Source organism: Luteimonas sp. 22616 (assembly GCF_052044325.1).
Classification (GTDB): domain Bacteria; phylum Pseudomonadota; class Gammaproteobacteria; order Xanthomonadales; family Xanthomonadaceae; genus Luteimonas.
On record NZ_JBQEMW010000001.1, the window covers coordinates 2,532,498 to 2,552,833 of the forward strand.

Sequence of the window (20,336 nt, forward strand, 5' to 3'; positions counted from 1 at the left end):
CGCCTTACGATCGGCGAATCACCAGGTTGCGGATTTCGGTCATGTCTTCCATCGCGAAACGCACGCCTTCGCGGCCCAGGCCCGAATCTTTGACCCCGCCATAGGGCATGTTGTCGACGCGGTAGCTGGGCACGTCGTTGATCACCACGCCGCCGACATCGAGACGATCCCAGGCGTCGAACATCTTGAACAGGTCGCGGGTGAAGACGCCCGCCTGCAATCCGAATTTCGAGTCGTTGGCTTCGGCGAGTGCGGCATTGAAATCGGTGAAGCTTGACAGCACCGCGACAGGTCCGAACGCCTCTTCGGTGACGATCTTGGTGTGGGCAGGCACGGCTTCGAGCAGGGTAGCGTCGAGCATCGCGCCGTCGCGGCTGCCGCCGCAGAGCAGGGTGCCGCCGGCGGCGACCGCCTCGTTGATCCAGGTCTCGAGCCGTGTCGCTTCCTTGACATCGATCATCGGGCCGATGAACGTGTCGCGCTGCTTGGGGTCGCCCGCCACCAGCGTCTTCGTCCTGGCGACCAGCATGTCGCGGAAGCGGTCGTAGACATCGGCGTGGATGATGATGCGCTGCACCCCGATACAGCTTTGCCCCGATTGGTAGAAAGCGCCGAAGATGACGCGTTCGAGCGCATCGTCGAGATCGGCATCGGCATCGACGATCACTGCGGCATTTCCGCCGAGTTCGAGCACCACCTTTTTCTTGCCGCTGCGCGTCTTGAGATCCCAGCCGACATCGGGCGATCCGGTGAACGAGAGCAGCTTGAGCCGGTCGTCGGTGGTGAACAGGTCGGCACCGTCGCGGCTGGTGGGCAGGATCGAGAATGCGCCCTTGGGCAGGTCGGTCTCGGCAAGCACTTCGCCGATGATGATCGCGCCCAAGGGGGTCCGGCTCGCCGGCTTCATCACGAACGGACAGCCCACCGCGAGCGCCGGCGCGATCTTGTGCGCGGCCAGGTTGAGCGGGAAGTTGAACGGCGAGATGAAGGAACACGGTCCGATGGGCACGCGCTTCCACATGCCCTGATAGCCCTTGGCGCGCGCCGAGATGTCGAGCGCCTGGACCTCGCCGTTCATCCGCACCGACTCCTCGGCGGCGATGCGGAAGGTGTCGATCAGTCGGCTGACCTCGCCCTCGCTGTCCTTGATCGGCTTGCCCGCCTCGACGCACAGCGCGTAGGCAAGCTCGTCGAACCGCTCGGTGAAGCGGGCGACGCAATGGGTGAGCACCGCCTGGCGCTCGTAGCTCGCCATCCGCGCCATCGGTCCTGCCGCCTCGACCGCGCCCGCGATCGCCGTATCGATCGTCGCGACATCGGCCCGCGCGACGCGGAACGCGACCTCGCCGGTGAACTTGTCGGTCACTGCGAGATCGGTGTTCGGCTGCTGCGCCACATTGTTGAGATAGAGCGGATAGACGGACTTGAGCTTGGTCATTCGAAACTCCCGGGGGCGCATCCCGCTTTCCGGCGAAAGCCGAAGAACGGGACAGCGATTACAGTTCTTTCGACAGCTTCTTGATGTCGATGTTGAGGATCTGGTCGTTCTCCGAATAGTCGACCGGGCACTCGATCAGATGGACGCCAGGCGTGTCGCAGGTATGCGCGAGCAACTGCTTGAGATGCTCGGCGCTTTCAGCACGATGGCCGGACGCGCCATAGCTTTCCGCGTACTTGACGAAATCGGGGTTGCCATAGGTCAACCCCCAGTCCTTGAAGCCCATGTCCGCCTGCTTCCAGCGGATCATGCCGTAGCCGTTGTCGTTGACGATCAGCACGGTGAGGTTGAGCTTCAAGCGAACGGCGGTTTCCATCTCCTGGCTGTTCATCATGAAACCGCCATCGCCGCAGATCGCCATCACCTTGCGATCGGGATAGACCATCGCCGAGGCCATGGCCGAGGGCAGGCCCGCGCCCATCGAGGCGAGCGCATTGTCGAGCAGCACGGTATTGGGGCGGTAAGCCGGATAGTCGCGCGCGAACCAGATCTTGTACACCCCGTTGTCGAGGCAGATGATGCCGTCTTCGGGCATCGCCGCGCGGACCTGTTCGACCAGGAATGACGGGAAGATGGGGAAACGTGCATCGCTAGAGATCGACGCGGTGTGCGCGACCTGGCCCTTGCGCGCCGCCAGCATCGCGTCGAACGTCCAGCCCCCATTGGGAACGATGTCCTGCTTGATCTGCCAGATCGCGTTGGCGATGTCGCCGATCACCTCGATCTGCGGGAAATAGACCGGATCGACCTCGGCGGTCCTGGACGAGACATGGATCACCTGCGCGCCGCCCGCATGCATGAAGAACGGCGGCTTCTCGATCACGTCATGACCAATATTGACGATCAGGTCGGCGGCCTCGACCGCACGGTGGACAAAATCGCCTGCCGACAGGGCCGCGCAGCCGACGAATTTGGGGTGGCGCTCGTCAATCACGCCCTTGCCGAGCTGAGTGGTCAGGAACGGGATGCCGGTCTTCTCGATGAACTGGAGCAGCATCCGGCTGGTCATGGTGCGGTTGGCGCCTGCGCCGATCACCAGGATCGGCGACCTGGCGTTTTCAAGCGCATGCACCGCAGCGCGGATCGACTTCACATCAGCACTGGGGCGCCGCGTGTGGCTGCGCTTGAACGGCACCGATTCGGTCTTCTCGGCGGCGACATCCTCGGGAAACTCGATATGCGTCGCGCCGGGCTTCTCCTCTTCGGCGAGCCGGAAAGCCTCGCGCACCCGACTGGGGATGTTGTCGGCGCTGGCGAGCTGATGAGTGAACTTGGTCAGCGGCTTCATCATGCCGACCACATCGAGGATCTGGAAGCGACCTTGTTTCGACTTCTTGATCGGCTTTTGCCCGGTGACCATCAGGATCGGCATGCCGCCAAGCTGCGCATAGGCGGCGGCGGTGACCAGATTGGTCGCGCCCGGTCCCAGCGTCGCCATGCACACTCCGGTCTTGCCGGTATGCCGGCCATAGGTCGCGGCCATGAAGCCGGCGGCCTGTTCGTGCCGGGTCAGGATCAGCTGGATGCTGGTGGAGCGGCTGAGGCTGTCGAGCATGTCGAGATTCTCCTCGCCGGGAACCCCGAAAATATATTCCACCTCCTCTTCCTCCAGGCACTGGATGAACAGATCGGACGCTTTGGTCATGATGAAATTCTTCCGGAGCGGGCTGCTTGTGTTGCGGGTGATGGTAGACGCTAACGCAGATCGCCCGCGGGAAGGATGTCTTCACAGGCCTGGTCGATCGCGGCGCAAGCGCGGGCGGCATGTTCGCGAAAGGTGGCACCCGCCCCGGTCAGCACGAAGTCGCGAGTGGCGCGCACCAACAGCTGCACGCCCAACTCCGCCTCAAGCCGTTTCAGCCGTCGGATGACGATGGACCTGGAGATTCCCAGTCGTCGCGCGGCTGGTGATACGCCACCCGAATCGGCAACCTCGACGAATGTGCGCAGCTCTTCGATATCCAACATGGCAATCCCGGTCACGGGACAAATTCTTGCACACCGTTATCCGTTCCAGCGTTGCCGTGTGCGCGACACAGCTTGGCGCGAAACGGTACTACCGCGCACCGCCACCGGATGGAAAGCTTCACGTTCCGGTTCGACCGCGGGGGCGCTGGCTTCCCATTCGCAGCAAGTCCGCTCCACAACCGCAACGACACCGACAGGAGCAAGCACCATGACCAGCGAAATGATCCGCGACCCCGCCAGCGACCACCTGCTCACGCCCGAGAACGCGGCTTTCATCATCATCGATTACCAACCGATCCAGGTCAGTTCGATCCGCTCGATGGACCGCGACGAGCTGGTGTTCAACATCGTCAGCACGGCCAAGGCCGCGGTGAACTACAAGCTGCCGATCGTCCACTCGACCGTGAACATCGCCACCGGCAAGAACAAGCCCCCGATCCCGCAGCTGGCGGCGGTGCTCGGCGATTACCCCACCTACGATCGAACCTCGATCAACAGCTGGGAGGACACCGAGTTCAAGCAGGCAGTCGTGGCGACCGGGCGCAAGAAGCTGATCATGACGGCGCTCTGGACCGAGGCGTGCCTGACGTTTCCTGCCCTGGACGCGACGCGGGAGGGTTACGAGGTTTACGTCCCCGTCGATGCCGTCGGCGGCACGTCGCTGGCTGCCCACGAGGCGGCACTTCGTCGGATCGAACAGGCTGGCGCCAAGCTGATCAGCCGCGTCCAGCTCTACTGCGAGCTCCAGCGCGACTGGTCGCGAGAGGCGACCGTCCCCGGCTTCATGGGCGTCTTCGACAACGCCGACGGCTTCAACGTCGAGAAGGCTGCCGCCGAAGCGGCCAGGAAGAACGCGTAGCAATTCCGGCAACGCTGGCTGTCCGCCCCTGCCCGGTCCCGGTGCTGCGCCGTGATCGGGCAGGCCGTTGTCCCTGACACCCTGGTTTCCGGAATCGGCGCCGGCAAGCAGACGCAACGTTGGCACGCTGCACGACAGCGGACTTGCACAACACGCCTCATGAGTTCCAGCACGAAATTTGCTCGCAATTATTCAATAACAATTGCGTCCGCACTGACTGGTTTGTAACATCGCGTCCAAAGCGGCCGCCTTCGCAAACATGGAGTTTTGCGATGAGTGCGATCCAATCGAAAAGTGCTTTCCTGTACCGCGAGATCAGGCGTGCGCTGCGATCTGGGCGCTACGTTCCCGGGCAACGGATCGATCCGGCCACCATCGCCGAGGAATTCCACACAAGCGCCACGCCGGTCCGGTTCGCCTTGTATCGCCTGGTCGGAGAAGGCCTGATCGCCGACCACGCCCGCAGCGGTCTCTATGTTCCCCTGCTCACCGAAGTTGCACTCCGCGACCTGTACGACTGGATGCGGCGTCTGCTGCTGATGGCGTGCGAAATCGGTATCGAAGTCACGCCCCTCGCGGCCACGGATTCAAGAGTTGTCTCGACCGAGGACGATATCCCCAATCTGACCTGGCATCTTTTCGACTCGATCGCCAGGGCGACGGATCACCGGTCCCTGCATCAAGCCGTGAAGCAGGCAAACGACAGGCTGGCACCGATACGTCGGGCCGGACGTGTCGACGACGCCTGCGAAGAACTTTCAGCGCTGATCCGGCATTGGCAAGAATGCGACATCGGATCGCTCAGCGCCGGATTGAGCGCCTATCACGAGCGCCGCAAGCAACTGGTACCGCACATCGTGGCTTCGCTGGGCGACAACAGCGACCTTTTCAACTGATTCTGGCAGCGCTCTTTCGTGCGCATCGTGCGATTGCGCACCAGCCATTTCAGCGTCTACTGCACTGCCTTCACACGCGGCAGAACCAGCATCCGTGAGTCCGCCGCGTCCGTCTGCAGCAACGAAGAACTCCGGGCAGAAGCCGGAATTCCAGGACAGGCATCACGGGGCAGAGAGAATTAGCGAAGCACCACGCAAGAATTACTTGAAAATCAAAATTCCACTCTCCTAGCCTGAACTCGTCATGGGACAGCCATGACGCAATCGAAGGAGATGGAGATGAACACCCTCGAAAACACCTGCACCAAGTCGCCCGAAGACAACATCGTGCTCGGCGTCGCCAGCACCGAAACCCAGGGCACCCCGATCAGCTCGGGTGAGCCGCTCGGTCACGACAAAGTGCTCGGCATCGCCAGCGTCGAGACGCAGGGCTTCGCCGTGGGAATGGATGAGCCGCTCGGCAGGGATTGGCCCGGCATGTCGGACCGCTGACCGGCAAGGGGCGCATCAACAGATGCGCCCCCTTTCGGGGACAAGACATGCCATACAGGATGCGGGACAACCTTTCATGCTGCGTGATCGACGGCCACGCGGTATTCCTCGACATCGAGACCGACCTGTACTTCTGTCTTCCGGGTGATCTGGAACGGGCATTCATTGCGTACGCGGCGGGAGCCAAAGGCGCAGGAGCCGCCATACCCATGCTTGTCAAGCGCAAAATACTGACACCCGGCAAACCCCTCGATCACGACATGCCGCCAGGGCAGGCCCGCGCCCCTTTGCGCAGCGCACTGGAGATTCCCGTCCTCCATGCAGGCTCTGGAATGACTGCGGTTCCGGAGCTGATGACCACCATATGGACATGCCGACGGCAGATCAGGGCAAAGCCCTTCAAGGAAGTCCTCGACAGAGCCGCCAGGTACAGGAGACAGCGGTGCCCGCCGCGGACCGATGCATCCGGGCCAGCACACGAGCAACAACTTCTGCAGGCCGCATGCATCTTCAACCGGGCCCGCCCGTACATCCCGATCGCAACCAATTGCCTGCTGGATTCCATTGCGCTCTCAAGGTTCCTTGCGAGACGCCATTTCCGTTCCGACATCGTGCTCGGGGTCACTCACGAACCATTCTCCGCGCACTGCTGGGTCCAGGCGGGAGACATCGCGCTCAATGAAGCGGTTGGCAATGCCATGGCGTACACGGTCATCAAGGTTGTGTGATGGGCTGTCGCTACATCCTGCTGCTGGAGGGACGCACCGCCGGATCCCGCGATGATTTCACCGAAGCGCCAGAACGGCTCCGTGGCATCGGGTTGAAGAAGCGCCATGCCTGCACAGGCGCAACACTGTTTGCATCGCAGGACACGCCGACACTTCGGATCCCGGGCGGCGGCATCATCATCGGGCACGTCTTCCTCCGCGACGGCACGCCACTTCGCGAAGAGTCGGACTTCATCACCTCGCTCGTTCCCGGAAGTGCAGGCTCATCGCTAATCGGGCAATGCTGGGGAGAGTATCTGCTCGTACAGCCTGCCGTGGACGAAGCGTCGCCACTCTGCATGACGCGCGATCCTTCCGGAGGCGTCCCATGCATCCATTCGTTCTCCGACGGTTGCGGTTTCGCCACTTCTGACATTTCGATCGCAACACGACTGAACCTCTACGAGAGGCGGATCGACTGGAACTTCATCGCCCATTTCCTTGCCTACACATACGTGAAATCTGAGCGTACGGGGCTGTCGCGCATCCGGGAACTGCTGCCGGGATGCACTCTCCGGCTGCATGGCACCGAGCCTGCCGTCGAACAGGCATGGTCCCCGTGGGACTTTGTTGCGCCTGCCCGCCGCCAGACCAGCATCGACAGCGCAGCTGCGGAGCTCCGAACCGTAGTGAGAAGGACAGTCGGCAGCTGGGCCTCCGTGGACGGGACCGCCCTGGTGGAACTATCCGGCGGGCTCGACTCGTCCATCGTGGCCACATGCCTGCAAGGGACATCTGCCAGGGTCCACTGCGCAACACTCGTCCCCACCCTGCCCGGTGCCGACGAGCGCCTCTATGCAGAAGCAGTGGCGCACGGGCTTGGCACCGACTTGCATGTCGAGGTGCTGGACGTCGACAGCGCGCGCTTCGATGATCCCGTTCCACCGTGGAGTGTCATTCCGGGCATCGGCCCGCTTCAGCACGCGGTGGACCGAATCATGGACGCCGTCGCAGCGCGCGAAGGTCTGCACTGCTTCTACTCCGGTGGTGGCGGCGACACGGTCTTCAGCTTCCTGGGCGGCGCTGCACCGGCAGCAGATGCATTCCGGGAGCGCGGCTTCGGTGCCGCCGTCCGTACCATCCGGCAACTCTCCGATCTGCATCAATGCACCTTCTGGCTGGCTTCGCGGTTGACGTTGCTGCAGCTGATGAAACCCCATCAGCCGGATCGCGCCAACGGAGAACTCCTGAACGCCTCCACGGTGCCGGATTCTCCCGATTCCCACCCATGGTCCAGGGGACCAGACAACGCCCTTCCCGGCGACCGGGAACGCATCAGTGGCCTCGCCGGCACCCAGCTGTTCAGGGATGCGGTACCCCGTGGAATGAAGCGGTGGTTCCGTCTGCCGTTGCTGTCGCAGCCAGTGATGGAAACCTGCCTCTCCATACCAAGCTGGATGTGGGTCGCGGAGGGAAAGAACCGGTCCGTTGCCAGGCTGGCGTTCTCCGATGCATTGCCCCCGCACGTACTTCACCGAAGGAGCAAGGGAAGTTTTTCCCAGTACAACGCCGCTTTCTACCGGCGGAACAAGGCTGCCATGCGCAGGTTCCTGCTGGGAGGCCAACTCCAGGCCCACGACCTCCTGGATACGGAAGCGCTGTCCGACTTCTTCGATCGCCCGCTTTCACCGCGCGACCGATCGTTCATGCGCGTCGTCGACCTGTGCAGGGTGGAGAACTGGGTTCGCCATCAATCATGACGCGCCACCGCCTGTTGCGATTCCGGCGCACCGACGGCGCTTCGCATTTCGCGCCAGCGGGCGTACTGAACGACCTTCTCCGGATCATCGTCTTCGACGCCCTGCAGCCAGAAACGGAACCAGTCGAAGTTGCGCCCGTAGGCGGCGACCATGTGGCGTGGCTGGAACTTGCGGTGCGGCTCGTTCGGGAAAACGTACAGGTCGGCCCGCTGCCCGCGCATCAGCGGCATGATGTAGTCCAGCGCGTACATGTACTCCTCCTCGGGCATCTGGAAGAGCACCGGCGCCCGGATCGTGTCCACGTTGTACGTGGGGGACAGCCGCTTCCACTGCGCGGGAGTTTCTTCGGGAGTCCCCAGCCCCCAGATCGCACGCAGCCCCGAGGTGAACATGTCGCCTTTCGCGCTGTTCATCAGGTAGTAGAGCGGTGTCACGGACGGGGATGTCACCGAAACGGCAGAGAGCAGATCCGACCGCATTGCCGTCCAGAGTGCCACCTCGCTGCCGAAGCTGAGCCCGCCCATCCCGACGCGCTTCGGGTCGACAGCGTCCTCGGCGGCAAGAAGTTCGATTGCAGCCTCGACCGCGTCGAGCGCTCCGTCGAACCGGACAACGGGATCGGCGACGAGCGGCGGTGCGTTGATGCACAGCGTCGAGATCCCGGCTTCGGCCAGCGAGGCAAGCGGCCATTCGTCGCCCACCCCGCCGCGCAGGAAACCCGTGCAGTGGTAGTAGTTGATGAACAGCGGACGCTTCCCTTCATGCCCTGCCCGCCCCGTGAACAGCTGCCCGGTGAACTCCTTCCCGTCCTTGTCCTTCCACTTCAACAGCCGGGACGAGATGGCCGCTTCCAGATCCCGAGCCAATGCAGCATTCGGTTCGAACAGGACACGACGCTGCCCGGTCGCAATGTCGACCCTTTCCAGTCTGGGCGGCGAGTCGGCTTCGGCAGCGACGCACGCCAGCGCCGACACGGAGATCCCGCATACGCTGGAACGCTCACGGCCGCCGTTGATGAATCCACGCGCCGCCACTACCGGCCGCACCTCGCCGGTTGCGATGTTCCACCGAAATATCGCCTGCGACTCTCCCGCCGCCCGGTCGGTGACGGTGAACAGCACTTCCTGCCCTCCGGGCCGCCACTGCACGCTGGTGACCGCCTTGCCCGTGCACGGCTCCGCCCCGCACTTGACCGGATCCTGTCCATCTTCCCCAGGCAGGATTGCCAGTTCGGAAAGGTTCGACCGCTTCGTCCGGTCACCCCCGTCGGTACGCGTGATAACCGCGGTCCGGCCGCTTTCCGGGTCACGCGCCTCGAACATGATCACGGGCAGCGCCGCAGAGTCCACGCTGCCGGGCTTCCGCTCCTGCGCCGGATCATCCTGCGGAAGCTCGCGCCGCGCGCCGGTTTCCAGATCGATCTCCCGCCAGCGCTCGGGCACGCTCCCCAGGAGCGGGCCGCGAGCGAACCAGATGCCGATATACCGTTGCGTGGCAGGCCTGCCACCGACGAAGCTCGAGCGGAACAGTCCCGCCCCCACCGGCACGGTTTCGTCGATGTGGATGCCGCGGTCGTATTCGCTCCGCTCCGCACGCATCACCTCGTCGCGCGTCGCGCCCGTGCTGTACTTCAGCGTCCTTCCGTCATCGGCGAGCGAGAACTCGCGTACGTCCGCAGGATCGAACGTGACCGCTTCGCTACCCGAGCCATCCACCGCAGCCCGCCAGACGTCGACCCGGCCGTCCAGCAGTGCCCGGTAGTAGATGAACCTGCCATCCGGTGACCACACGGCGGTTGCCGGGAAGGATCCGCCGGCGGAATCGCGGATCGGAACACCGCCGTCTCCCACCCGCCGGGGCGGCGCGCTTCCATCCATTTCCTGCACGTACCAGACCGAACCGTAGGTATTGCGTTCAACCGACGCCCGCTCGGCCCGGTATGCCACAAGCCGACCGTCGGGAGAAATGTCAGGCGTGGAGAGATCAACCACTTCCACCAGCCGCCGGGGAGGGATCTTCCCGGCATGGGACACCCCGACGACAGCGGCAAGAACCACGCCCGCCATCGCCATTGCAAAGGCCCTGCCCTTCTTCACTGCGTTCATCGTCAAGGCCCCCGTCAGAAGCGCTTCGAGACCGACAGGCTGACGAACCGCCCGATGGCCGAATAGTTGGTGGAGTCATAGGGCGGGAAGTCGGCCTGGGCAGGCACGTAAAGGGGTGGAGCGCGGTTGAACAGGTTCCTTACCGACAGCGCGAATTCCAGCCCCGACCACACGCCGTGCCCCGGGCCGGATCCGTAGCGGACGGTCGTGTCGAAGGTCGTGAACGAGGCGGATTTCTCCCTTCTGCCGTCCGCCGACGGCCCGGTGACGCCGCCGGTGTAGTTGGCGAATCCAGAGACGCTCAGTCCCCCGTCGGTCCACACTGCACCGACGCGGCTCCTGACCCTGGCCGGACCGAACAGGATGCCTGCAAGGTCGTAGCTCTCCGCATCCGGCGTGGACTGCTGCGAACTGTCCAGCCAGCTTGCAGATCCACGCATCGCCAGCCGGCCGGTGCCAAGGTCCAGCCGGTACGATGCGGAAACATCAAAGCCCCTGATGCGCTGACGGGCCACGTTGGCGTAGTTGGCGTACATCACCGCAACCACATTGCCCGGGTCGTACGGCGCGTCCACGAGGTTGTAGAAGATGTCGGCGCCATCGATGACCCCGGCCTGCTCCTCCAGGGTGGGCTCGTGGCTGATGAGCTGCGCATAGTCGGGATTCTCCAGGGCGCCGTTCGGATCGGTGATCGGCTGCACGACGCGGTCGGTGTAGTCGATGTCGAACCAGGTCAGTTCCGCAGTCAGTGCAGGCAACGCTTCGGGATGGATCGCCAGCGAGGCACTGCGGGTGACCGCGCGCTCCGGCTCGAGGTCCGGGTTGCCGCCGCCGAGCATCAGCACCGTTGCATCGGCGGGATGGCCCGGCCCGAAGTCCGCCGCGGACCTCAGCAGCGCCTGCCGCGCCCAGTAGCGCTGGAACAGCGTGGGCGCCTTGAAGGACCTGCCCCACGACGCCTTGAACGTCACGTCCGGCCCCGGGCCGTAGACCAGCCCGAGCTTCGGCGTGGTCACGGCGCCGAAGCTGTCGTAGTCCTCGCCGCGCGCCGCAAAGCTCAGCTCCAGCCGTCGCGCCCACGCAACGTCCATGTCCGGCCCGACCAGCAGCAGGTTGAACTCGGCGTAGGCAAAGCGGCTGCTTTCGCTGCCCTGGATCGCGACGGTATCGGTCAATCGCTGCCTTTGTGCGAACTCCGTTTTCCGGTAACCCGTACCGACGGCAAGCCGGGCCTCGCCCGCGGGCAGCGTGAACACGGGGCCTTCCGCGCCCGCCTCCCACGAAGACACCTCGTTGCAGTAGCAATCGTTGCTGCGTGGGTCCAGCGCCCCGTCGGCCAGGCTCACCCGCGTCTGGCGGCTGACCAGCTTGTCCTTGCCCCACCCCGCGCCCAAGCGCAGGGTCCAGTCGCCGGGCAGGAAGATGTCGACGCCGGGGTCGACCAGCGTGGCTTCCGATTCCTGGGCCAGCACGTTGTACCAGGGCAACAGGCTGGTGTTGTAGGGATACTGGGTCTGGTCCCGCTCGGTCCGCAGCGCATCCAGATGCAGCTCGGCGGCACTTCCGAGCGACTGGTGCACGCTCAGCAGCCCGCTGCGCAGGTGGCTGGCCGGATAGAGCGTGGTGGGCTCGGACATGTGGCGCGTGTAACCGCGCTGGCGTGCGAAGACCGGATCCGTCGACGCCTTCTTCCAGGTGGCGATCAGGCCGCCGCCCGACCACACGGTGCCGGCGGTGGCCGTGTACTCCCGCGTCGCAAGGCCGCCTTCGGTCGCCCCGCCGTACCGCACGCCCGCCGTCACGCCGTCGTAGTCGCGCTGCAGGATGACGTTGCCGACACCGCCCACCGCATCGGACCCGTAGACCGCCGAGGCACCATCGGGAAGGATCTCGATGCGCTCCACGGCCTCGACCGGGATGGCGCTGATGTCCACCGCCTGCACGAATCCGCCGTAGGACATGCGCCGGCCGTTGAGCAACGTCAGCGTCGCATCCGGCCCGAGCCCGCGCAGGTTCAGCGACGAACCACCCGTGAGGTTCTGATTGGCAAGACCGCCCGCGCCAGTGGTGGCGCCACCTGCCACGCCCGGATTCTGTCCGCCGGAGAAGTTCTGCGGCACGCTGCGGATCACCTCGCCGAGATCGGTGAAGCCTTCCTCGCGGATGTTCTCCGCGCCGATCGTGATCACCGGGGACGGGCTTGTCCCGCCGCGGATGCGGGTGCCGGTGACCGTGACGGTGGCCATGTCAGTTGTTTCTGACGGATCCGCATCTGTCGGATTGCTCGGGTCTGAGCGTGCCTGTCGTTCTTCAACCGACTCGTCGCCGGTCGCACGATCCAGGTCACGGGTCTCGATTGATGACGGAGGTTCCTGCGCCGTCACCTCGCACAACGGCAGCAGCGACGCGAGCAAGATTGCCGATCCGGAATATGGCTGCCGCATGTAAGCACTCAGGCGGCAAATCCGGAACTTTGTTGCACGACGGAGCCAAGGCTCTCCTCGTCCCCCAATCAGCGTTTCCAACATCAAAACAGCAGCGGCAACACACGCTGCCGGATAAGCCAACCAACTCCTCGTCATGCAATCTCTCCAGCTTATGGAATGCCCGCAATGCAGGGATTTCCAAGCGTGAAGAGATGGACACAAAAGTTCTACAGACTATATATCTACCGCTTTAAACTCTACATCTGATCCGCCCAAACACGCCGGCATCAAGCAGCTCAAGATCACCGAGTCGGGGCCAGCAGCTCCGACACCTCGACCTCAAGAACACGAGCCAATCGTTCAAGCCGATTGATGGAAATATTGGTGACACACCTCTCCAGTTGCGACACGTAGGTTCGATGCAACTGCGCCATTTCGGCAAGCTGCTCCTGACTCAAATCCCTCGTCTTGCGGAGACGACGGATATTCGCCGCGATCAGCTCCCGGGCGGTCGGTAAGGGCGGCGGCGATGACGTCAGTGCCATTCGCCCAGTGTCTCCGCCCCGTACAGTTCGTTCTACAGATTATTGTTCTACTGCATATTGCTCTACTGATTCCATGCTGCAATTTGCGCACGATCGTCCGGCCTCATCCAACAAGCCAAGGCATCTGTGATCAGCGGCCGCATTGCTACGTAATTCGTAGCAGACAGCAGGATCGAACACGCCTAGATTTCTCACTGAGAGCGATATCTGTTTTTCGGATAGTTCACGCTCGGGATTAGCTTGAGCCGCAACTTTCATCATGGATACCAACGTGCTTGCCCTATCCAGCCTTCCAGCCGCTTACCCGTCAGCGATCCAACGGCATCGCCGACGAACTTTGCATGTCCTAGAGCCCCTCGCTCCATACACGCCTCCCCAAAACGCTTCATGCGCTCGCAGACGCATCTCGGAGAACCTACGCCGCCTGAGAAAGGCAAAAGGGTTGAGTCAGGAGCAGCTAGCCGAATCCGCAGGATTTCACCGTACGTACGAATCGCAAATCGAGCGCTGCGTTACCAACGTATCCATCGACGGACTTGAGCGCCTAGCTCAGGCGTTGGGGGTTGATATCGTTGAGCTACTTCGGCCTCCCGCTTAAGGTCTTCAGCAAGCCAAGCTGAAGTCGTGCCGGCCACAAATTCAGATTATCCCTACCTGAATTTCAGGGTTTCCTGATAGCTCCGCACGTCTAGAAGAAGCAAAGTAGACATGCCCCGGAAGCACGGCCTTTGCACCGGAAACGGATGCCGCTCAGTAACAAAAAAAGGCCGCCGCCTTGAGCAAGCGGTAAAGCTGGGCCGGAGCACCTCTTTCTGCTAGCGCGCTCCAGCTTCCATCGTAGCTCTGGGGAACCGCCCGAAGCGTAGCGCCCGAGATCCGGCGCTTCTCGAAGCACCACCGAATCACAGATCATCTGATCTGAGATGCAGAAGTGAGCTTCGGTTGCGCCCGATGTCGGCTTTCGGCCAATTGCAGACGTGTAGGTCAGGATTGGGACCTTGGTTCTTCGGTCTCAGCCTTCGTGATCATTGGTTGCCGCGATGCCCGAACTCCCTCGGGAGACTAGGGCTGTGGCCAATGCCAAGCGCCTGAATCGCGCATGTTGCGTCCGCGGACAGGTGCTTGCCGACACACGTTCGTCGCCCTGTTTCAATTCTGTACGGGCGTCCCCAGTACAGGAACCTGACATCTTTTGAATCCACACATGCAGACTTACGACGACGCACGCCGGGAGGCCGAAAGCTCTCTCATGAATGCCCGAAACGTCTTCCACGTCGCCGGAGCGGCCTACGCCTTGCTTACCGATAGCGAGCACGGGGGATTGATCGCCGACCACCAGTTTTGGGTTAGTGAGAAGGGCTTCCGGGCGACTCGCCGGGATGCCGCTCCGCCCAACGGCGAAGGGATTTACAAGCGCATTACCTACAATCGGCAGGTTGCCCAAGCATCGGCGGACGCATTGATTGCCCTGATCACCGGGAAGATGATCTGCGACAGCTATGAAGCCACGAAGCGCTATGCGATCGCCATCAGCGAATGGGATGCCCTGAAGGTTCAACCATGGTTCAACTTCGCCATGCACATCAGGCACGCCCATAGCCACAACGGCTGCTGGGATTTCCGGAGTAGCGGCCGACGCCTCCCAGTGACCTGGAAGAACTTGACGATCAGCAATGACATGGAGGGCAAGGAGGTCGCAGGCTTCTTGTCCGTACTGGACGCTTTGGACCTCTGCGCGCAGATGATCCTCTATGTGCTAGGTCGCGTCGATGTGGCGCAGCAGAGGATCCACAGTAGCGCCACGTCTTCGAACGTCCACCCGTTGTCATAGTAGTCGCCACTAAGAAGTGGACCGACCAGCCGTCCGTGGACACGAAACGCCCACCATGGGTCGGATGGCGCTCACCGGCCGAGAGCGACCGTCAGCTGAAGCTAGCTGTTATCCCTGTTTGTCTCGCGGTAGAAATCGATCCCATGGATCAAGCAAAGAGTAGGGTGCTAACCCTGCTCCTCGTCCTCGGAGCGAGATTCTTTGTCTTGAAACAGACGAAGCTCATCTGGTGCAATACCCAATCGCTCGTGAAACAAGCGCGCGAAATCGATGCGATCTAAGTCGCGTTCCGCCTCACCCCCTCTAGTGGCAAGCCTTTCCGCGAGTATTCGAGCGGCGCCACCTGGCGCGCCCAACCCAAGTACCTTGACGCCCTCTCCATGCAGGCGTTGAAACATGTCGTGCTCCTCGAGGACGCCTTCCATGCCGCCAACAAAAACCGCGGCCTCAAGCGAGGGACGCGATAGCATGGCATTCCGCAGCGCGCCCAAGCTGTCTTCGAGATTCTCATTGACCTTCTCAACGAAGACCGTCTCGAAATGCTGATTGTCCTCTGGGTACTGGCCTTCGAAGTACGTCGACTGATACAGTACGACAGGGGCGTTGAACTCTTGGCCGAAATCGCGGCAAACCGCGAGCACCATTGGTGTGATCGATGGATGTCCGCCCCAGACGATGCGCCGTCGCCCCAGGCAAACCGTGACCAGTTCGCGCACCGCGAACTGGATGAGGAAAGGGTCGGACGCCTCGTCGAACCCGCCGCGCCCGCGCACTGGAACACTGGCACTCAGGAAGATCTCTTTCATGGCGCCACCCATCCGGCGAGATCTTGTGCAGCTTGACTGGACCGAATCCAATACGTGCGGGGAATGTTCTGTCCCAACCACTGTAGATGCTCGTTCCAGCTCGGCATCACCCCAACATGGTCGTAGAGGACTGCGGAGGGTTGCCCTTCGGCACGCAGCATGGCTTCGTGCAACGAACCCGAGTTGGGCACTCCAATGACGGGGCTGACGCTCAGGCTTCCACCATTTTCCAACTGCACGCGCATGGTGAAATGCGGCCCTACACCAAGCACGCGACCCCGGAGGCTCTCTACGGCCGCGATCAACTGGGTCATAACGCTAATGCGTCGCACGGCATAGCAAAGGCTTCGAAAGCGCTCGAGCTGATCGGCGATGCGTTCAAGCGCCACTAGTGCGAGGCCGCCGGCTGCATCGAGCTCCTCCGCGACGATCTCGACGCGACTACAGGTCTGGGTATCGATGGACGGCGTAGCGTCTGGCCACTGCACGCGCAGCACTCCGATATTCTTGGACAGGGCGCGCCCAAACTCCTCGGTTGTCCAAGTGCTCTCGAAGTACGTGGCCGTTTCCAACATCACCATAACATCGACGTCGCACAGCTTGTGCCATAGCGTCTCTTGGAAGTCGACCGCGCGGGCCACGCTATGGGTGTCTAGGAACACCTCATAGCCACGAGCGCTTAGCAGGTCGAAGAGCTGCAACGCCGCGGCGCTTCCCTCTTTGCGCCGGTAACTGAGGAAGACGCGTCGCTGTCGGCGCAGCAATCCGAGGCACTCAAGCACTGTGGACACTAGGCGATCAATGCCATCGCGATCCATGAGGACGCAGTTGAGGAACCTCAGTTCGGCAGGGATCTCGTTCGGCACCTGTCCTTCGGTGCTCGCTACTGGAATGACAGTGACGTTCGCTGGATCCAGGACATCCCTCAGCGATTCCGCATCGCCTTCGGCTCCACCAAAATAGACCGCGACTGCGGTCGTGCGTTGCGCCGGTGCGAAATGGGGCGGATTGTCGTGCACGACCAAGTCATTTCCCCAGCTCAGCTGGAACGCCTGCGTAGCCCCCATGAGGCCCTGCTTTAGCCCGGTGTCCTGGCCGAGCGATGGTTCTCCGAATATCGCTACTTCGTACAGTGCCATCCTGCCTCCGATCAGGCCATAGTCTGGGAGCGTGAGTCCAGCATGGCCATCATCATAGCGGCCGGATCACGGTCAACCGCTTTACGATGACACGGCGAGATCACCCGTCTGAGCGCGCGCCCGCTGCGTGCGGACTTCATCGCTCGGCTGCGGGCGGAGCCAACACACCTTATCAGGAGGCCGTGCTTGCGGCGCCCACTCTTTCATCGGCCAGTGCGTCATGCGCAGTCGAGAGCGCTGTGCTCAGACTGAGCTGTCGTTGCGGAAAGCGCGAGCGAACCCGTTCGGCTACGCAATTGGTACAGATCACCCACTTGCTTTTCAAACTGCCTTTGGCCGCCGTAGCTCGGATGGCGAACTAAGGTTACGGGGTACTGACCCGCAACACGCGAGGCGGCACTGAAGGCGTCTTTGCCGACCGCCACAACCCGACGCGGCTTCAAGAGCTCGAGTAACAGGCCGAGCATCTCTTCTCCTGCTCGCCGCTCCCGCGCGTTGTGCTGACGATTAGTAAACGGGGAACCTGCATCATGCGGATGTAACGGAAAAACATTCCACAAGAACACGGCCGCATCTATCTGATCGAGCATGCCCCAGATGACAGCCGCTGTTCGCTCTGCAACCACCTCGCCCTTTGTTTGTCTCTCAGCACGCACGTTCCAACGCTGCGCATGACGCTCAACGTGAACGTCATCGGTAAGCGCCAAGCCGGTGCGTCGACCGCCACGATACCCCAGGTCGCGGCCGATCCAGACTGCATCTACACACGTCTGCATAGCCTGCTCGACCACTGCCGACAATGCCCGCGCCCGACGTTGAGGCGCATCGTATCGGTCGTACACGTCACACCGATCCGCGTAGGGATTGAACGCATTCTCGAATTGCAGCGACGCGACTGCTTTGACGAATGGATGAAGGTTCACGATGCGTCCTCCAATGGTTCATACCGCAGCGTCCGGGTGGTCCGATCGCCGATAACCCACCCGCCCTTGGTATCACGGACCTGCCGAAACACGGCATAGCCCTGAAGGATGGAGCGCTCCCACAGTTTGAGCGGGCACTGCTCCACTTCGTACCCGGCGACGAATTCTTGTGCTGTCTTCAGAGTACCCAGAGACACGCGCTTGCTGTCTTCATAGTAGTTGAGACTCTTGGCGCGGGCGAACAGCCAAGCCGTCAGACCTTCCTCCACGACGATGGCCCGGCCCCCGTCCTGCTCTTCGTCGTACTTCGGCCGGCTCTTGCGCTTGTGCTTGATCAATGCGCGCACGACAGGGGACCAGTGGAGAATGGCGGCGTTCGCCAAGTGGAAAACATCGTGGAAGCGATAGCCGTCGGGGTCGGCAATGTTATCCGTCAGCGGGTCGCCAATGAAGACGCCGTTCCACTGCAGGTAACTCTTGCCACTGGCGCGCTGGTCAATACGGATCCGGAACTCGTCTGGCAGCCGCTCTTCCTTGTCGAAGTCGGCATCGAAATCGACCAAGTCCTTTGGATTCGGTTCCAAGAAGGCCCCTCGCGCCTTACGCAGGTTGGCCTGCACGACAGGTGCAAACGCCAAGCCCGTAGCATGGAGCGCATCCAAGTACTTGCCGGCGAAGGCGACCACGTCATCCATGGACGGTTCTCCGTGGAGCATGTCGGCCGCCCCCTGACCTAATGCGACGAGAGCGGTATCCAGTTCGGGAGACGTCTTTGGCACGGCAACGGACGCGACCGGGCCGGTCGGCAGGTCACTTGCCGCGAGCGCAAGCCCGTATCGACTGTCATTGATTGCGCGCTCAAAGATGGCTTCAAGGTCAAAGCCGCGCCGGCGGCAGAGCGCCGCCAAGTACCACAAGGTATCGCCGAACTCGTCTTCCGCAGCTCGGTGATACTCTGGGAACAGCTTGCCATCGCGTACGTTCTTCTTGGCTGCGGACATGATTCCGCCCACCTCGCCGAACAGGCCGTGCTGCACCGAGCGCAGATCCGCCTGGTCCAAGACATCAGTAGGAGTGATCTGCTCGGCGTACTGCGCCAGCAAGATGGAGCCTTGGGCGATGGGCGACTTAGCCACGGAGGGAGATCCATTCGAAGGGTGGGCCTTGGTAGCCCGGGTCACCGAGCGACTGCACCCAAGCTTGCACCTTGGCGATGAAGGCTGAGTCATTGAAGACGTAATAGCCGATGCTTGCCTTGCTCAGCGGGCGACCATCGTCCGCCTTCAGTCGAGCCGGGATACGAGGCCCTTCGCCACCGAAGTAGACGAACTGATCGCTAACCAGGATACGGTCCACGCCCGTGTCTCGCGTAACATGGTCCGCCTTGAGGCTGCCGTCCGGCGCTGTGTGGAAGGAGTCTCGCTGGAGCCAACACCTGTCCGCAACATCCCGGTAATAGATGTTGTCTCCACAGCTTTGTTTGCGGCTGCCGCGGCGAAACGGCTTCTTGGCCTGAAATCGCGGATCGGCGTCGTACTGCCGGAACGTCATGACTTCAGTGACGCACATTGCATAGACCAGATAGCCGCCGCGCTGAACCCGCCGCTCACCGCTTCCGGTACCGACGATCCAGTCGCCCACTTGCGCTGTGCGCCGGATGATTGGTTTGCATGTCGCGAGAGTGCACCACCCGTAAAACGGGTTCGGCGCAAAACCGCTGTCATAGCGAACGACGTACGAGTACAGCCTCATGCGCCGCATGGGTGGCGCTTGAGGGGGACGACGGCGCAAGCGCTGCCATCGGGCATCTCGCAGGTATCCTTGCCGTTGATCGCATCGATGATGGAATCGCCATTCCAGCCGACGAGTGCGTCTGCGTACTCCTTCAGCGCGGCCGGCAACTCGCAACCTTGATCACCGTGCTGCCAAACACCCACGATGCGCATGCCCTGCTTCGCAGCGTATTCGATCTCCCAATTGACCCACTCGCTGTCTTTTGTTTGCGGTGAGACGTAGCAGATGAACGTCCCTGCCCACTTGATCAGCGGAGCTAGGATTCCGGTTTTGATGTAGTCCTCGTCCTTGGCATTGTTGAACTTGCCCTTGTGGACCGAGGAGTCCCGAACCTGCATGCCCTTCGAAGCGAGCAGATCCTTGAGCTTCTGAAGGCCGGCGTCGTCCTCGTGAACGTGACTAATGAAGACGTTCTTCAAGTCGGCCATATCCCCTTCCCCCCATGCCGGGGCAACGCCCCGCTCTTGGCTATCGTACGACAGGACTGGCTTATCTCAAGCCTTCGAACCCTTCGAATAGCCGATCCGTACGCATAGGCGTATGTCCGCTTCGGGTCGATAGCAGCCCAAACTCTCCGTCAAAGCCCC

Annotated in this window: 19 protein-coding genes; 7 read left to right on the forward strand and 12 right to left on the reverse strand. The window is 62.3% G+C overall.

Annotated elements, in window-relative coordinates; genetic code table 11:
- Positions 1 to 4: 4 nt before the first annotated feature.
- Genes ACTJIL_RS11665 through ACTJIL_RS11675 form a run of 3 tightly spaced genes read right to left on the reverse strand, consistent with a single transcriptional unit; the run spans position 5 to position 3,481 of the window.
- Positions 5 to 1,438 (reverse strand): aldehyde dehydrogenase family protein, encoded by a 1,434-nt coding sequence (locus tag ACTJIL_RS11665; protein WP_440755670.1) that lies wholly within the window; start codon positions 1,436 to 1,438, stop codon positions 5 to 7.
- Positions 1,439 to 1,496: 58 nt separating this feature from the next.
- The gene (locus ACTJIL_RS11670) at positions 1,497 to 3,143 is read right to left on the reverse strand and encodes an acetolactate synthase large subunit (RefSeq protein ID WP_440755671.1); all 1,647 of its coding nucleotides are present in this window, start codon (positions 3,141 to 3,143) and stop codon (positions 1,497 to 1,499) included.
- Positions 3,144 to 3,193: 50 nt separating this feature from the next.
- The gene (locus ACTJIL_RS11675; RefSeq protein ID WP_440755672.1) at positions 3,194 to 3,481 is read right to left on the reverse strand and encodes a LysR family transcriptional regulator; all 288 of its coding nucleotides are present in this window, start codon (positions 3,479 to 3,481) and stop codon (positions 3,194 to 3,196) included.
- Positions 3,482 to 3,674: 193 nt separating this feature from the next.
- On the opposite strand from ACTJIL_RS11675, the gene ACTJIL_RS11680 reads away from it, so the two are divergent.
- From ACTJIL_RS11680 to ACTJIL_RS11700, 5 genes are all read left to right on the forward strand, one after another.
- Positions 3,675 to 4,325: a hydrolase gene (locus ACTJIL_RS11680; RefSeq protein ID WP_440755673.1), complete on the forward strand. Its 651-nt coding sequence runs from the start codon at positions 3,675 to 3,677 to the stop codon at positions 4,323 to 4,325.
- A 272-nt stretch (positions 4,326 to 4,597) separates the two neighbouring features.
- Positions 4,598 to 5,221 carry a GntR family transcriptional regulator gene (locus ACTJIL_RS11685; RefSeq protein ID WP_440755674.1) on the forward strand — a complete coding sequence of 208 codons (624 nt, stop codon included), beginning with the start codon at positions 4,598 to 4,600 and terminating at the stop codon, positions 5,219 to 5,221.
- A 279-nt stretch (positions 5,222 to 5,500) separates the two neighbouring features.
- A complete protein-coding gene (locus tag ACTJIL_RS11690) occupies positions 5,501 to 5,713 on the forward strand; it encodes a hypothetical protein (RefSeq protein ID WP_440755675.1) in 213 nt (70 codons plus the stop codon).
- Between the two features lie 47 nt (positions 5,714 to 5,760).
- On the forward strand, positions 5,761 to 6,441 hold the full coding sequence (locus ACTJIL_RS11695; RefSeq protein ID WP_440755676.1) for a lasso peptide biosynthesis B2 protein: 681 nt from the start codon (positions 5,761 to 5,763) through the stop codon (positions 6,439 to 6,441).
- Positions 6,441 to 8,180 (forward strand): asparagine synthase-related protein, encoded by a 1,740-nt coding sequence (locus tag ACTJIL_RS11700; RefSeq protein ID WP_440755677.1) that lies wholly within the window; start codon positions 6,441 to 6,443, stop codon positions 8,178 to 8,180. Before ACTJIL_RS11695 ends, ACTJIL_RS11700 begins: the two co-directional genes overlap by 1 nt.
- On the opposite strand, the gene ACTJIL_RS11705 is transcribed toward ACTJIL_RS11700, so the two are convergent.
- From ACTJIL_RS11705 to ACTJIL_RS11715, 3 genes are all read right to left on the reverse strand, one after another.
- Entirely contained in the window at positions 8,171 to 10,285 is a 2,115-nt protein-coding gene (locus tag ACTJIL_RS11705) for an Atxe2 family lasso peptide isopeptidase (RefSeq protein ID WP_440755678.1), read from the reverse strand. The genes ACTJIL_RS11700 and ACTJIL_RS11705 overlap by 10 nt on opposite strands.
- Positions 10,286 to 10,299: 14 nt before the next feature.
- Positions 10,300 to 12,813 (reverse strand): TonB-dependent receptor plug domain-containing protein, encoded by a 2,514-nt coding sequence (locus ACTJIL_RS11710; RefSeq protein WP_440755679.1) that lies wholly within the window; start codon positions 12,811 to 12,813, stop codon positions 10,300 to 10,302.
- 200 nt (positions 12,814 to 13,013) lie between these two features.
- Entirely contained in the window at positions 13,014 to 13,256 is a 243-nt protein-coding gene (locus ACTJIL_RS11715) for a helix-turn-helix domain-containing protein (protein ID WP_440755680.1), read from the reverse strand.
- Positions 13,257 to 13,515: 259 nt separating this feature from the next.
- On the opposite strand from ACTJIL_RS11715, the gene ACTJIL_RS11720 reads away from it, so the two are divergent.
- Both ACTJIL_RS11720 and ACTJIL_RS11725 read left to right on the forward strand, forming a co-directional pair.
- The gene (locus tag ACTJIL_RS11720; RefSeq protein ID WP_440755681.1) at positions 13,516 to 13,854 is read left to right on the forward strand and encodes a helix-turn-helix domain-containing protein; all 339 of its coding nucleotides are present in this window, start codon (positions 13,516 to 13,518) and stop codon (positions 13,852 to 13,854) included.
- Between the two features lie 606 nt (positions 13,855 to 14,460).
- Positions 14,461 to 15,087 carry a hypothetical protein gene (locus ACTJIL_RS11725; protein WP_440755682.1) on the forward strand — a complete coding sequence of 209 codons (627 nt, stop codon included), beginning with the start codon at positions 14,461 to 14,463 and terminating at the stop codon, positions 15,085 to 15,087.
- 167 nt (positions 15,088 to 15,254) lie between these two features.
- Here ACTJIL_RS11725 and ACTJIL_RS11730 read toward each other — a convergent pair whose 3' ends face one another.
- The 6 genes from ACTJIL_RS11730 to ACTJIL_RS11755 all read right to left on the reverse strand — a co-directional run bounded on the left by ACTJIL_RS11730 (position 15,255) and on the right by ACTJIL_RS11755 (position 20,177).
- Positions 15,255 to 15,893, reverse strand: coding sequence for a hypothetical protein (locus tag ACTJIL_RS11730; RefSeq protein WP_440755683.1), 639 nt, complete (start codon positions 15,891 to 15,893; stop codon positions 15,255 to 15,257).
- The gene (locus ACTJIL_RS11735; RefSeq protein WP_440755684.1) at positions 15,890 to 17,032 is read right to left on the reverse strand and encodes a toll/interleukin-1 receptor domain-containing protein; all 1,143 of its coding nucleotides are present in this window, start codon (positions 17,030 to 17,032) and stop codon (positions 15,890 to 15,892) included. Before ACTJIL_RS11735 ends, ACTJIL_RS11730 begins: the two co-directional genes overlap by 4 nt.
- Before the next feature lie 218 nt (positions 17,033 to 17,250).
- The gene (locus ACTJIL_RS11740) at positions 17,251 to 17,955 is read right to left on the reverse strand and encodes a uracil-DNA glycosylase (protein ID WP_440755685.1); all 705 of its coding nucleotides are present in this window, start codon (positions 17,953 to 17,955) and stop codon (positions 17,251 to 17,253) included.
- A complete protein-coding gene (locus ACTJIL_RS11745; RefSeq protein WP_440755686.1) occupies positions 17,952 to 19,091 on the reverse strand; it encodes a nucleoside triphosphate pyrophosphohydrolase family protein in 1,140 nt (379 codons plus the stop codon). The genes ACTJIL_RS11740 and ACTJIL_RS11745 overlap by 4 nt, the downstream gene beginning before the upstream one ends.
- Positions 19,084 to 19,707, reverse strand: a complete 624-nt coding sequence (locus ACTJIL_RS11750) for a hypothetical protein (RefSeq protein ID WP_440755687.1) — start codon at positions 19,705 to 19,707, stop codon at positions 19,084 to 19,086. Before ACTJIL_RS11750 ends, ACTJIL_RS11745 begins: the two co-directional genes overlap by 8 nt.
- Positions 19,704 to 20,177, reverse strand: coding sequence for a TIR domain-containing protein (locus ACTJIL_RS11755; protein WP_440755688.1), 474 nt, complete (start codon positions 20,175 to 20,177; stop codon positions 19,704 to 19,706). Before ACTJIL_RS11755 ends, ACTJIL_RS11750 begins: the two co-directional genes overlap by 4 nt.
- Positions 20,178 to 20,336: the final 159 nt, after the last annotated feature.

Bases quoted from the DNA above. Each gene is read 5' to 3' on its own strand.
- ACTJIL_RS11665 (WP_440755670.1), bottom strand. From the start codon at position 1,438: ATGACCAAGCTCAAGTCCGTCTATCCGCTCTATCTCAACAATGTGGCG.
- ACTJIL_RS11715 (WP_440755680.1), bottom strand. From the start codon at position 13,256: ATGGCACTGACGTCATCGCCGCCGCCCTTACCGACCGCCCGGGAGCTG.
- ACTJIL_RS11670 (WP_440755671.1), bottom strand. From the start codon at position 3,143: ATGACCAAAGCGTCCGATCTGTTCATCCAGTGCCTGGAGGAAGAGGAG.
- ACTJIL_RS11685 (WP_440755674.1), top strand. From the start codon at position 4,598: ATGAGTGCGATCCAATCGAAAAGTGCTTTCCTGTACCGCGAGATCAGG.
- ACTJIL_RS11735 (WP_440755684.1), bottom strand. From the start codon at position 17,032: ATGGCACTGTACGAAGTAGCGATATTCGGAGAACCATCGCTCGGCCAG.
- ACTJIL_RS11695 (WP_440755676.1), top strand. From the start codon at position 5,761: ATGCCATACAGGATGCGGGACAACCTTTCATGCTGCGTGATCGACGGC.
- ACTJIL_RS11690 (WP_440755675.1), top strand. From the start codon at position 5,501: ATGAACACCCTCGAAAACACCTGCACCAAGTCGCCCGAAGACAACATC.
- ACTJIL_RS11705 (WP_440755678.1), bottom strand. From the start codon at position 10,285: ATGAACGCAGTGAAGAAGGGCAGGGCCTTTGCAATGGCGATGGCGGGC.
- ACTJIL_RS11750 (WP_440755687.1), bottom strand. From the start codon at position 19,707: ATGAGGCTGTACTCGTACGTCGTTCGCTATGACAGCGGTTTTGCGCCG.
- ACTJIL_RS11680 (WP_440755673.1), top strand. From the start codon at position 3,675: ATGACCAGCGAAATGATCCGCGACCCCGCCAGCGACCACCTGCTCACG.
- ACTJIL_RS11710 (WP_440755679.1), bottom strand. From the start codon at position 12,813: ATGTTGGAAACGCTGATTGGGGGACGAGGAGAGCCTTGGCTCCGTCGT.
- ACTJIL_RS11720 (WP_440755681.1), top strand. From the start codon at position 13,516: ATGGATACCAACGTGCTTGCCCTATCCAGCCTTCCAGCCGCTTACCCG.
- ACTJIL_RS11725 (WP_440755682.1), top strand. From the start codon at position 14,461: ATGCAGACTTACGACGACGCACGCCGGGAGGCCGAAAGCTCTCTCATG.
- ACTJIL_RS11700 (WP_440755677.1), top strand. From the start codon at position 6,441: ATGGGCTGTCGCTACATCCTGCTGCTGGAGGGACGCACCGCCGGATCC.
- ACTJIL_RS11755 (WP_440755688.1), bottom strand. From the start codon at position 20,177: ATGGCCGACTTGAAGAACGTCTTCATTAGTCACGTTCACGAGGACGAC.
- ACTJIL_RS11730 (WP_440755683.1), bottom strand. From the start codon at position 15,893: ATGAAAGAGATCTTCCTGAGTGCCAGTGTTCCAGTGCGCGGGCGCGGC.